8 protein-coding genes are annotated in these 12,647 nt (G+C 63.9%); 6 read left to right on the forward strand and 2 right to left on the reverse strand.

Annotated features, from left to right (window positions below):
- Nucleotides 1-18: 18 nt before the first annotated feature.
- Nucleotides 19-1,005, reverse strand: coding sequence for a tripartite tricarboxylate transporter substrate binding protein (locus BXA00_RS06070; RefSeq protein ID WP_076517104.1), 987 nt, complete (start codon nt 1,003-1,005; stop codon nt 19-21).
- Between the two features lie 143 nt (nt 1,006-1,148).
- Here BXA00_RS06070 and BXA00_RS06075 point away from each other — a divergent pair, with 143 nt between their 5' ends.
- Entirely contained in the window at nt 1,149-2,057 is a 909-nt protein-coding gene (locus tag BXA00_RS06075; RefSeq protein ID WP_076517106.1) for a LysR substrate-binding domain-containing protein, read from the forward strand.
- 171 nt (nt 2,058-2,228) lie between these two features.
- Nucleotides 2,229-4,067, forward strand: coding sequence for an ABC transporter ATP-binding protein (locus tag BXA00_RS06080; protein WP_076517107.1), 1,839 nt, complete (start codon nt 2,229-2,231; stop codon nt 4,065-4,067).
- Nucleotides 4,068-4,129: 62 nt separating this feature from the next.
- Here the strand turns inward: BXA00_RS06080 and BXA00_RS06085 are convergent, their stop codons facing one another.
- Nucleotides 4,130-5,338: a hypothetical protein gene (locus BXA00_RS06085; protein WP_156902757.1), complete on the reverse strand. Its 1,209-nt coding sequence runs from the start codon at nt 5,336-5,338 to the stop codon at nt 4,130-4,132.
- A gap of 538 nt (nt 5,339-5,876) precedes the next feature.
- Here BXA00_RS06085 and BXA00_RS06090 point away from each other — a divergent pair.
- The 4 genes from BXA00_RS06090 to BXA00_RS06105 are packed head-to-tail and all read left to right on the forward strand — an operon-like array spanning nt 5,877 to nt 12,631.
- Nucleotides 5,877-7,349 carry a DUF3375 domain-containing protein gene (locus BXA00_RS06090; RefSeq protein ID WP_076517111.1) on the forward strand — a complete coding sequence of 491 codons (1,473 nt, stop codon included), beginning with the start codon at nt 5,877-5,879 and terminating at the stop codon, nt 7,347-7,349.
- A 31-nt stretch (nt 7,350-7,380) separates the two neighbouring features.
- Nucleotides 7,381-8,052 carry a DUF4194 domain-containing protein gene (locus BXA00_RS06095; protein ID WP_076517113.1) on the forward strand — a complete coding sequence of 224 codons (672 nt, stop codon included), beginning with the start codon at nt 7,381-7,383 and terminating at the stop codon, nt 8,050-8,052.
- Nucleotides 8,052-11,429: an ATP-binding protein gene (locus tag BXA00_RS06100; protein WP_076517115.1), complete on the forward strand. Its 3,378-nt coding sequence runs from the start codon at nt 8,052-8,054 to the stop codon at nt 11,427-11,429. Before BXA00_RS06095 ends, BXA00_RS06100 begins: the two co-directional genes overlap by 1 nt.
- Nucleotides 11,426-12,631 (forward strand): Wadjet anti-phage system protein JetD domain-containing protein, encoded by a 1,206-nt coding sequence (locus BXA00_RS06105; RefSeq protein ID WP_076517116.1) that lies wholly within the window; start codon nt 11,426-11,428, stop codon nt 12,629-12,631. The genes BXA00_RS06100 and BXA00_RS06105 overlap by 4 nt, the downstream gene beginning before the upstream one ends.
- The last annotated feature ends 16 nt before the right edge of the window (nt 12,632-12,647 follow it).

A 12,647-nucleotide genomic window follows, 5' to 3' on the forward strand; every position in this document is an offset into this window, starting at 1 on the left:
TTCCTGTTCTAAGCGTATTCAGTCGGCCGACGCGCCCGATTGCCTGACCATCACGGCCCAGCGCGGGATCTCGGCGGCGATGAGGCTGGCGAACTGCGCGGGCGTGGAGGGCGTGGCGTCGACGGACAGGGTCTCGTTCTGCTTGAGCACGGCGGGGTCCTGCAGCGCCCTGGCGATGGCGGCGTTGAGCCTGTCGATGACCGGCTGGGGCACGCCCGCGGGCGTCACGATGCCGCCCCACGACACCACCTCGAAGCCCTTGAGGCCCGACTCGTCCAGCGTCGGCACATCCGGCAGCACCGGCACGCGCTTGAGGCTGGTCGCCCCCAGGACCTTGACCTGGCCGGCGCGTATGAACGGCAGCACACCCGCGACGTTGTCGATCATCACGTCGAGCTGTCCGCCCGCGATGTCCACCACCGCCTGCTGGCCGCTCTTGTAGGGCACGTGCAGCATGGTGGTGCCCGTCTCGCTCTTGAGCATCTCGCCGGCCAGATGCGCGCTGGACCCGACCCCCAGCGACCCCACGCTGACCTTGCCCGGGTGCTGCTTCGCATACGCCACCAGTTCCTGCACATTGGCTGCCGGCAGGTCATTGCGCGCGATCAGCACCAGCGCGTTGCTGATGGCCAGGCTGACGGGCGCCAGGCTGCGCTGCGGGTCATAGGGCAGCTTCGCATACATGCTCTTGTTGATCGCCAGCGTGACGATGTTGCCGAAGCCGATCGTGTAGCCATCCGGTTGCGCCGCCGCCAGCGCCTGCGTGCCGACAATGCCGCCGGCCCCGCCCCGGTTGTCCACGATCACCGGCTGACCCAGTTCGCGCCCCAGGGCGTCGGCGATGGGGCGCAGCACCACGTCGGGACCGGAACCCGCGGCATACGGCACGATGAGCTTGATCGGGCGCGCCGGCCAGTCGGCCCGGGCGGCGCCCGCGCCGGTCGCGGCGCAAAGGACCAGCAGCAGCGACAAGGCGCGGCGGATACGGCTGGGGAAGACTTGCATGGCTTTCTCCTTGAGGGCGGTCGGACCGGGCTGCGGATCGCGCCCGGTTCCTTGTCGCCTCAAGATTAGGGATCGTCCCCGCTGCGCGGAAGGCTATATTTTTGTTAAGGTGACCACCCCAGGTTGTCAGGGCGGGAGCCCGCATGAAAGACCATCATCTGCGGGCGTGGCTGAAGGTGGCCGAACTGCGCAGCATCCGCGCCGCCGCGCGCAGCCTGCACCTGAGCCAGGCCGCGGTAACCAAGGCCATCAAGGAGCTGGAGATCGAACTGGCTGCCCCGCTCCTGACGCGCAGCCCCAAGGGCATCGCGGTCACCGAATGCGGCGAACATCTCACGGTGCGCGCGCGCCTGGCGCAGGCGCAGCTTGCGCTGGCGCGCCAGGACATCCGCCAGTTGCTTAGCGGCGCGCAGGCGCGGGTGGCGGTGGGCGTGACGCCCATGGTCATGCTGAGCGTACTGCCGGATGTGCTGACCGAGTTCAGGACCCGCATGCCGGCCGCGCGGGTCAAAGTCTCGGAGGGCCTGCTGGCCGCCGTGCAGCCCGCGCTGCGCAACGGCACGATGGATTTCGCGGTGGCCTCGCGCATGAAAGACGGCGGCGGCGGGCATGAATTCGACTTCGAGGAACTGCGGCCGCTGGAATTCATGATCGCCTGCCGCAAGGGCCATCCGCTGGCGCGGGCGCGGCGCTGGGAAGACATCCGGGGCTGCGAATGGCTGCTCAACGTGTCGGGCGGCAGCCACACCGAGGCCTTCCTGCACGGCCTGCGCGCCCACGGACTGCCGGAACCCGAACGCGTCATCGACTGCGACACGTTCGGCGTCATGTGGAACCTGATGACCCGCAGCGACGCCCTCATCGTCTGTCCGTCGGGCATGCTCAACGTCAAGCCCTACGGCGACGAAGCCCGGCGCATCCGCGCGGACGTGCCCATGCCGGTGGCCAGCATCGGCATCATGACCCTGCAAGGCACCCCGCTGTCGCTGGCCGCGGCCACCATGGCGGACATTTTCCGGCGGCACGTCGCGCGCGGGGCGCCGAGGCAATAGCGCCGGCGCGGCTCAACCCGCCCGACGAGGGGTGTAATCTTCGTGACGCCCGCCCCTTCGGCTTTTGTCGACGCGACGCGGTATCGCTGACGCACCGCGCCCCCGGCGCTCGCCCTCGGCCCCGGCGCCGTCCAGCTGCCCCGCACTACCCCAGATTTTGGAGTCTCTGCCTTGTTCCGCAGATTTGAAAGCCAGCTCAACCCGTTCCCCTCCGAGAACGTGCCGCCGCCCCCCAAGGGCTTCTTCGCGTTCCTCTGGTTCTGCACGCACGGATCGCGCCGCTACATCGCCGCGCTGGCGGTCCTGAGCGCGGCGGTCTCCATCTATGAAGCGTGGCTGTTCGCCTTCCTGGGCCAGGTCGTCGACATGCTGACCGCCTGGCACGCCGGCGAGCCCGCGTCGGCGCACGAGCGGCGCGTCCTGTGGGGCATCGCCCTCGTGCTGTGCGCCAGCGTCGGCGTGGTCGCGCTGCGCACCCTGGTCCAGCACCAGGTCCTCGCCATCAACCTGCCGCTGCGCCTGCGCTGGGACTTCCACCGCATGATGCTGCGGCAGAGCCTGTCCTTCTTCTCCGACGAATTCGCGGGCCGCGTCACCACCAAGGTCATGCAGACCGCGCTGGCCGTGCGCGAAGTGCTGCTCACCTTCTGCGAAATCGTGCTGGGCATCGCCGTCTACTTCTTTGCCATCGTGGCGCTGGCGGGCGGATTCGATCTGCGCCTGATGCTGCCCTTCATCGCCTGGATGGCGCTCTACGGACTGACCATGATGTATTTCGTGCCGCGCCTGGGCAAGGTCGGCAAGGACCAGGCGCACGCGCGTTCATCCATGACCGGGCGCGTCACCGACGCCTACACCAACATCACCACCGTCAAACTGTTCTCGCACACCAACCGCGAAGCCCGCTTCGCGCGCGCGGCCATGGAGGACTTCAAGGAAACCGGCTACCGGCAGATGCGCCTGGTCAGCCAGTTCGAGATCTTCAACCAGATCCTGGCCACCGCGCTGATCGCCTCGGCCGGCGGCTACGCGCTCTGGCTGTGGCACGGCAGCGAGATCGGCACCGGGGCCGTCGCCGCCGTCGCCGCCATGGCGTTGCGCGTCAACGGCATGTCGCACTGGATCATGTGGCAGATGACGTCGCTCTTCGAGAACATCGGCACCGTGCAGGACGGCATCGGCACGCTGACCCATCCGCCGAAAGTACAGGACGCGCCCGACGCGGTTGCGCTGCGCGTCACCCGCGGCGAAGTCGAATTCGACAATGTCTTCTTCAACTACAACAACGAACGCCAGGTCCTGGACGGCCTGAGCCTCACGGTGCGGCCCGGCGAGAAAATTGGCCTGGTCGGCCGCTCCGGCGCGGGCAAGTCCACGCTGATCAACCTGCTGCTGCGCTTTTACGACGTCGACCGCGGCGTGATCCGCATCGACGGCCAGGACATCTCCCGGGTCACCCAGGACAGCCTGCGCAGCGCCATCGGCATGGTGACGCAGGACACCTCGCTGCTGCACCGGTCCATCTGCGACAACATCGCCTATGGCCGTCCCGACGCGGACCCGGCGGAGGTCCGCGCCGCCGCGGCCCGCGCACAGGCCGACGAATTCATCGAACAGCTCAGCGACTCCCATGGCAACAAGGGCTACGACACGCTGGTCGGCGAACGCGGCGTCAAGCTTTCCGGCGGCCAGCGCCAACGCATCGCCATCGCCCGCGTCATGCTCAAGAACGCGCCCATCCTGCTGCTGGACGAAGCCACCAGCGCGCTCGATTCCGAAGTCGAAGCCGCCATCCAGGAAAGCCTGGACGAGGTCATGCAAGGCAAGACGGTCATTGCGATTGCGCACCGGCTGTCGACCATCGCGGCGATGGACCGGCTGATCGTGATGGACCAGGGGCGCATCATCGAACAGGGCAGCCACGCGGAACTGCTGGCCTTGAATGGGGTGTATGCGCGGCTGTGGCGGCATCAGAGTGGGGGGTTTCTGGCCGAGGACCCGAGTCAGTAGGAGAGTGTGGATGCGAGCGGCAGCGCCGTACGCCGGCAATATCATCCGACGCTGACCGACCGCTAATTGACGCTGCCCCTGCCCTGGGCAACGCCCGGCCGCTGACGCTGGATCTCTTCCAGCTTGGCCGCCGCCTCATCCCCTTTCATTTGCGCGACACGGCCCCGAACGATGGCATCCGTGTACTGCCGCGCGAAGTTATCGTCCATCATCCAGGCAGTTCCTTTCCGCACGAAATCGAAGTCTCCCTCTATCACCACCCAGTCGGATTTGCCGATGGCCGACATCAGGCGATCGCGGAACTCGGCCTGCAGGCGGCATGACCATCGATCCGGGCCAAGCTCCTTGCAGTCGCCCAATGGCGTGATATTGCGTACGCTGCGCGTATCGGTGTCGGGGGACTGGCCCATGCGCTTGCGCTGGCGATCGAACGCCTCCCGGCTCGCCGCGTTCTGTGTCCGCTCGTCGAAAGCTGCTACGCTGCGCTCGAATGCGGCGATCAATTGCGTCGCGCCGGCGGGCCGGCCCACGTCCTGCGACTTGCCGGCAGGACCGTACTGACCATAACGCACGCTCACCACGCGCGGATTCGCACCGGAGACCATCATGTCGCCCTTGTCGTTCGGCCCGATGATGTAAGCGACCGGCGCGGCGATGTCGCCGACCTTCAGTGTGGCGCTACACCCGCGTGACCGCTCGGCCTTGATGTAGCCGACCTCCTTGACGTTCGTGAACGTGGCCAGAAGCAGGTCCGAGGGGGTCGGCCCGCCACCCGAAGCCCTTCTGGCCATATGCTGGACGCTCGTGGAAAACATGCTGGTCCGCAAGGTTCTCTGCACACCGGCATCCCCGCACTGCGGCGGCGACGCTGGCGCCAGTACAAACCACGCGGCCGACACCACCGCCACGGCGCCGCCACCCAGCCAGGCCCATCTTGGTCCAGGGAACGCGTCCTTGAAGGCCGCTTGCCGCGCCTGCCGTATGCGGTCTTCAAGCTTGCGCTCCCTCAGCGCATACATTTCGTCCAGGGCCTGCCGGCGTGTGGCGTTGCTGGCGAATGCGGCCTCGGTCACGGCCATCTCGCCCATGTCGTCCAGATCTACATCGGACACGATACCTTCGTCCACCAGCCACAGCAGCGCCTCTCCCAGCGTGGCCCAGGACTCCGTGGGCACGACGCCCCGCCGCTCAAGCGCAGCGGCGTGCTGGTCGGGACGTATGACGCCGTCGGCACGCAGGCGTTCCAGAAGCGCGATGGACGCCTCGGTCATGTCGGCGCGCCAAAAGGAAAGAATGAACAATGGCACAGCATGGATGGCTCTCCCAAGCAGCGAAGTCGACGGATGATCCCTTGCGGATAGCGCCAGGAAATGGCACTGAATCGCAACATGAATGGCAAGCCGGTGACTGGAATCCCTTTCAGCCCCGGGCTTTCCCAAATGAGAGGAGACAGAAGCTCTCCACATTGTTTTGCGACGACGTTTTACCAGAGAGCACGGGTCGTCTGTGGATGCCGCTGGCTGCCAGTTGACGGAGATCACGGCGAATCTCAATCACGGCGCTCGCCGATGATTTTTCGATTTCGTTCGATGGAAATATTTGGATGAGAGGGCGTAGAGGGAGCAATAGCCGGGAGGACTTGCGCACTCCAGGCAGGAAAAATTCATTTCGTCGTTTGATGTATAAGATCAACGAAATCAAGAAACACCTTTTGGGCGATGGAAAGATCCTCACATGCCCAGCGCGCTCGGTCCGCGCGTTCGGATCGAGACCTCGTTCACAACGAACGGTCCGAATAGGTAGCCCATCATGGCACTCGACCACCTCACACTCACTACATACCGCGATCGGCATCCTGCATGGCGATTGCTGGCCTCGCCACATGCGCCGTTGGTAGCAAGTTTCCTGTATCGCATGTTCGTCGCACCGAACGTGCGGGTGGCGAGTGAAGCGGATCTGGCCGAGATGCTGGAAGACGAGTTGTTTGCCCTGCGCGAACAGATCGGTGCCGAGGTGTATCCAAAAGCCGCAACCGAGTACCTGAATGACTGGTGCGCGCCCGACAAGGGCTGGCTGCGAAAATTCTACAAACCGGGCACCGATGAAGCTCAGTTCGATCTCACCCCCGCCACGGAAAAAGCCATTTCCTGGCTGGCATCGCTGACCGAACGGCCTTTCGTCGGCACCGAATCGCGCTTGCTGACTTTGTTTGCACTGCTGGAGCAGATCGGCGCTGGAAGCGAGACCGACCCAGCCAAGCGTCTGGAGGAACTGCGGCGCAAGCGCGACGAGATCGATGCGGAAATTGGCCGTGTACTGTCCGGCGACGTGCCGCTTATGGATGACACGGCCATCAAGGATCGCTTCCTTCAATTCCAGCAACTGGCGCGCGAGTTGCTGAGCGACTTCCGCCAGGTGGAACACAACTTTCGCCAGCTGGACCGCAGCGTTCGCGAGAAGATCGCGTTGTGGGATGGCAGCAAAGGGGCCTTGCTCGACAACGTCATGGGCGAGCGCGACGCCATCGGGGATTCGGACCAAGGGCGCAGCTTCCGTGCGTTCTGGGATTTCCTGATGTCCAGCCGGCGCCAGGAAGAACTGTCCGTACGGCTCGACCAGATCCTGGGGCTGCCCGCCGTGGCTGCGCTCAAGCCGGAGCCGCGCACCCGCAGGGTGCATCACGACTGGCTGGAAGCGGGCGAACATACCCAACGCACGATAGCCCTGTTGTCGCAACAACTGCGCCGCTACCTGGATGACCGGGCTTTCCAGGAGAACCGTCGCATCCTCGAAGTGTTGCGCGCCATCGAGACCAAGGCACTTTCTTTGCGCGACATGCCCCCGGCCAGCGACGTGATGTGCCTCAACGAGATGGGCGCTGACATTGCCTTGCCACAGGAGCGCCCTCTGTTCGCTCTTCATGCCAAGCCACGCCTGGCGGAACTGGTCCTTGAGGACGGTGACGACGACATCGACATCACACGCTTGTTCGGCCAGCATGTCGTGGACAAGGCTCGACTGCGTCAGGCCCTAAGGCAGGCATTGCGCCAGCAGTCGCAGATCAGCTTGCGTGCGTTGCTTGAAACGCAGCCGCTGCAACAGGGGTTGGCCGAACTTGTGACCTGGCTGGAACTGGCCCATGCTGGCAACCGCGGGCTAGAAGGCCTCAAGGCCACTGTTGATGACGATGTACGGGAGATCATCGAATGGGCCATGCTGGACAGGGATGGCTCGACGGTACGACGGCGGGCGCGAATGCCCCGCGTGATTTTTACGCGTTGAATGAAAGCTGCGAAGGATATAGCAGAGAATCATGAACGATATCCACCAGAATGGTCCCGAAGGCGGAACCGAGTCGAGCCCGCCCGTTATACCGGAGCTCTCGCAATTGATGGTGCATTTACTCAAAGGCGTCTTGTACCGTCAGGATGACGAGCGCCTGTGGGCCAGCCTGCAGAACCTGCAAGCGCGGGTACGGGAACAGGCGGCGGTGTTGTTGCTGGATCTGATCCTGGACGAAGCCGAGGGGTACGCCTTCCTCAAAAGCCAGCCAGAGCCGGAGCACGCGGAAGTCACACCCCGCCCGCCACGCCTGATCGCGCGACGACCATTGTCATACCCGGTCAGCCTGATGCTGGCCTTGCTGCGTAAGCGTATGGCCGAATCCGACGCCAGCGGCGGCGATACCCGGCTAGTACTTTCGGCCGAAGAGATTGCCGAATTGATGCGCGTGTTTCTGCCCGACGGCACCAACGAAACTCGCCTGATCGATCAGGTCGACTCGACCATCACGAAGGTCGTGGAACTAGGCTATCTACGCAAGCTCAAGTCCGCTGCCGGCGCAGCTCAGCAGGCACCTCGCTACGAGGTGCGGCGCATTCTCAAGGCGTTCGTCGATGCACAGTGGCTGGCCGACTTCGATGCGCGCCTGGAAGGCTACCGCTCTGTATTGTCAGGTTCCGATCGCGACAAGGAAGCCCACTGATGAATACCCCCTCACTGCAAGAGCTTGATTTCGTGGCAGACGACAGCCGTGTCGGCTTTCGTCTGCAGCGGCTGGAAGTCCTGAACTGGGGCACATTCGACCGGCGCGTCTGGCGCTATGAACTCGATGGACGCAACGGCCTGCTGACGGGCGACATCGGCTCGGGCAAATCCACCCTGGTCGATGCCGTCACTACGCTGCTCGTGCCGGCGCAACGCATCGCCTACAACAAGGCTGCGGGCGCCGAGACGCGCGAGCGATCACTGCGGTCCTACGTGTTGGGCCACTACAAAAGCGAGCGTAACGAAACGACCGGCAGCGCCCGCCCGGTGGCGTTACGCGATACCACCAGCTACAGCGTCATCTTGGGTGTGTTCCGCAACGAAGGCTACGACCAGGCGGTCACGCTGGCGCAAGTCTTCTGGTTTCGCGAACCACAGAGCCAGCCTGTGCGCTTGTTCGTGGCGGTAGAGCGGGAACTGTCCATCACCGAGCACTTCTCCGGATTCGGCAGCGACCTCAACGGCCTGCGCAAGAAGTTGCGCGCGATGGGCAGCGAACTCAACGAAAGCTTCCCTCCTTACGGCGCCTGGTTCCGCCGCCGTTTCGGCATTGAGCACGAGCAAGCGCTGGAAGTGTTCCATCAGACGGTTTCAATGAAGTCGGTCGGCAACTTGACGGATTTTGTGCGCAGCCACATGCTCGAGCCGTTCAATGTGGGCAGTCGCATCGAGGCGCTGCTTAGCCATTTCGATGACCTCGACCGCGCCCACCAGTCAGTGCTCAAGGCCAAGCGCCAGATCGAGTTGTTGACCCCACTGGTGGACGATGGCCGTCGCCATGGAGAAATAGCCGCCGAGATCCAGGATCTGCGCGAAGGACGCGACGCGCTGCGCCCCTACTTCGCCGGTTTGAAGGCCACATTGTTGGAACGGCGCCTGGAATTGCTGACTCAGGATGCGACGCGCTGGGAAGGCCGCATCAAGCAATTGGGAGAACAACGGGACAACGCCCGAATCGAGCAGGGGAAGCTCGAAAGCGCACTGCGCGAGAACGGCGGTGACCGGCTACAACAACTCGCAGCCGCCATTCAGCAACAGGAAGCCGAGAAACAGCAACGGCAGGAGAAAGCGGACGCGTATACCCTGCTATTGACGCGCATTGGCGAAGCCGCGCCGGGAGACGAAGCTGCTTTCATGGCACAACGAGACACCATCGGAGAACACGCCGAAGCGCTGCGCACAAGCATTGCGGACCACGACACACAGATCAATGAAGACGGCTATGCGCTACGGCGGGGTCAGGAAGAACACAAAGCGCTAAGCGACGAGATCGACAGCCTTACGCGTCGCAAGAGCAATATCGATGCGGCTCAGGTACGCATCCGCGACGCCTTGTGTGCAGCCCTGTCCATCGCCGAGGAAGACTTGCCCTTTGCTGGTGAACTGATTCAGGTTCGCGAGGACGAACGTGACTGGGAGGGTGCGGCCGAACGCCTGCTGCATGGATTTGGCCTGTCCCTGCTGGTACCCGATTCACACTACAAGGGCGTCGCAGATTGGGTGGAACGCCAGCACCTGGGCGCGCGACTGGTGTACTTTCACGTGCGTGCGCGCAAGTCTGCACAGGCCACCGCTTTGCACCCCCAATCTCTGGTGCGCAAGCTGCTCATCAAGCCCGACACGCCACACTACGAGTGGCTCGAACGCGAACTGCACCACCGCTTCGACCTGGCCTGCTGCGACAACACCGAGCAGTTCCGCCGCGAGGCTCGCGCCATCACCCGTGCCGGACAGATCAAGGATCCGAGCGGACGCCACGAAAAGGACGACCGCCGGCGCATCGACGATCGCAGCCGCTATGTGCTGGGCTGGACCAACGCCGACAAACTGCGCACCTTGCGCGACCAACGAGAGAGGCTGGAGAAAATACTTGGGGACGTCGGCGCGCGCATTGCAGACAGGCAAAAGCTGCGCGGACAATGTCAGGCACAACTGGAGGCCTTGGCCAAGCTAGAAGTATTCACCCGCTACAGCGAGATCGACTGGCAGGAGCCGGCCCGCGAGATTGCCAGGCTGACCGAAGAGCGAAACCGCCTCAAAGCTGCCTCCGATACCCTGCGGGAACTGGAAAGGCAACAGGCGCAGGTCATTGAACGCCTGAAGGAAATCGAAGGCGAGCTTGGCGAGGCGCAAGGCAAACGCGGAGAGACCCGCAACAAGCACGAAACGGCCCAGGCGCAGCACGCGCAGGCTCTCGACATCCGTGGACAAGCTGCATTGGACGACGTGTTGCTGCAATGTCTTGAAGGCTGGCGCGCCGAAATCCTCGGCGAACACCAGCTCACGGTGGAATCCTGCGACAACCGCGAGCAGGACGTGCGCAATGGCTTGCAGTCGCGCATAGATGCCGAAGACAAGCGTCTTTCGCGCCTGACCGAGCGCATCATCAACGCCATGCGCGGTTTCAAGGAGGCCTTCAAGGCAGAGACCACAGAGATAGACATCAGCCTGGCCGCGTTGCCCGAGTTCGAACGCTTGATGAACGATTTGCAGCGCGACGACCTGCCGCGCTTCGAAGCGCGTTTCAAGGAACTTCTCAACGTCAACACCATCAACGAGATCGCCAACTTCAACGCTCAGCTCGCGCGCGAGCGAGCAACGATCAAAGAACGGGTCGACGTTATAAACCAATCCCTGCAGGTGATCGACTACAACCCGGGACGCTACATCCGTTTGCTGGCGCAGCCCAGCCCCGACGCGGAGATCCGCGACTTTCTGCAGGATCTGCGTGCCTGCACCGAAGGCGCGCTGAGCGGCTCGGAAGACGAACAGTATTCCGAGGCCAAATTCCTGCAGGTCAAAGCCATCATCGACCGCTTCCGAGGGCGTGAGGGGCTGACCGAGGTCGATCGGCGCTGGATGCAGAAGGTGACCGATGTGCGGAACGGCTTCCTGTTTTCCGCCAGCGAACGCTGGCGCGAAGACGATGCCGAACACGAACACTATTCCGATTCCGGCGGCAAATCCGGAGGGCAGAAGGAGAAGCTGGCCTACACCGTACTGGCCGCCAGCCTGGCCTACCAGTTCGGCCTGGAATGGGGCGCGGTGCGCTCGCGCTCGTTCCGCTTTGTCGTGATCGATGAGGCTTTCGGGCGCGGCTCGGACGAATCGGCCCAGTACGGGCTGGAACTGTTCCGCCAGCTCAGCCTGCAACTGCTGATCATCACGCCGCTGCAGAAGATCCACATAATCGAGCCGTATGTGTCCAGCGTCGGCTTCGTGCACAACGAAGGAGGCCGTGAGTCGCGACTGCGCAACCTGAGCATCGAAGCGTACCGCGCGCAGAAGGCCGCCGCTTCGGGAGGTGCCGAATGACGTGGAGCCAGCCCGCCGACCTTTGTGGTCAGGTCGAACGACTGTGGCAACGCGGCGAATTGCTGCGTGCCGTGGTCGGCGGCGACACGCCGGGCTGGCCCTTGCGGCTGTCGCTGAAGGCGCCTTCCGCCGCCGACCTCAGCCACCGCTTCGATTCCGTGCGGGGCTGGGTGCGCGACATGAGCGCCATGCCACGCGTGCGCATCGAATGGCGCGAGTGGGTGCACCGGGTACAAGGCCGGCAGCGCCTGCCGGACACGCTCTGGATCGATACGCTGGACGACGCACTGGCGATGATCGACAAAATCGGAGATGCCCGCCGATTCCAGGCGCTCTGGCAGCAGACTGCCGAAGCGCAACCCGCACTGCTGCCGTGGCTGCACAGATCACCGTTGCAGACCTTGGCACTAGCCGAACACTGGCCGCGGCTGCTGGCCGTGGTGGCCTGGATGCAGGCCCGTCCGCGTCCTGGCGTCTATCTGCGACAAGTCGATGCGCCGGGTGTGGACAGCAAGTTCATCGAAGCGCATCGCGGCACACTGGGCCAGTGGCTGGACCTGACCTTGCCGGCCGAAGCCATCGATTACGATGCGACCGGGATGGCGGGGTTTGCCCGTCGCTACGGCTTTCTCGACAAGCCCATTCGCATCCGCCTGCGCTTGCTCGATCCCCAGTTGCTCCAACTTCCCGGCTGCACGGGGCTGGCCGACATCACCCTGGATGCGGACAGCTTCGCCACCCTCGACCTGCCTGCTCGGCGGGTTTTCATCACCGAAAACGAGGTGAACTTCCTGGCGTTCCCCCCCGTCTCGGGTGCCATCGTCGTTTTCGGTGCCGGCTATGGCTGGAGGGCACTTGCCCGAGCCGACTGGCTGCATCGCGCCTCACTGTACTACTGGGGAGATATCGATACCCATGGCTTTGCCATTCTGGACAGCCTGCGCAAGTATTTTCCCCTAGCCGCTTCATTCCTCATGGACCGCCCCACCTTGATGGCCCATGCACTGCAATGGGGTGAGGAGCCCCTCGACAAACGCCATACGTTGCCCTTGTCCCGACTGGTCGATGAGGAAGCCGCTCTCTACGACGACTTGCGTGATGATCGCTTTCGGCCACAGCTGCGGCTGGAACAGGAACGCATCGGCTATCGCTGGCTATGCGCAGCGTTGGTCGAAACCGTCCGGAACGATTTTCGGCCGTAGCGGCGTTCCCTGCCGA

It is taken from the genome of Achromobacter sp. MFA1 R4 (assembly GCF_900156745.1).
In the GTDB taxonomy this organism is placed as follows: Bacteria; Pseudomonadota; Gammaproteobacteria; order Burkholderiales; family Burkholderiaceae_B; genus Achromobacter.

Bases quoted from the DNA above. Each gene is read 5' to 3' on its own strand.
- BXA00_RS06100 (WP_076517115.1), top strand. From the start codon at position 8,052: ATGAATACCCCCTCACTGCAAGAGCTTGATTTCGTGGCAGACGACAGC.
- BXA00_RS06075 (WP_076517106.1), top strand. From the start codon at position 1,149: ATGAAAGACCATCATCTGCGGGCGTGGCTGAAGGTGGCCGAACTGCGC.
- BXA00_RS06085 (WP_156902757.1), bottom strand. From the start codon at position 5,338: ATGACCGAGGCGTCCATCGCGCTTCTGGAACGCCTGCGTGCCGACGGC.
- BXA00_RS06095 (WP_076517113.1), top strand. From the start codon at position 7,381: ATGAACGATATCCACCAGAATGGTCCCGAAGGCGGAACCGAGTCGAGC.
- BXA00_RS06070 (WP_076517104.1), bottom strand. From the start codon at position 1,005: ATGCAAGTCTTCCCCAGCCGTATCCGCCGCGCCTTGTCGCTGCTGCTG.
- BXA00_RS06105 (WP_076517116.1), top strand. From the start codon at position 11,426: ATGACGTGGAGCCAGCCCGCCGACCTTTGTGGTCAGGTCGAACGACTG.
- BXA00_RS06090 (WP_076517111.1), top strand. From the start codon at position 5,877: ATGGCACTCGACCACCTCACACTCACTACATACCGCGATCGGCATCCT.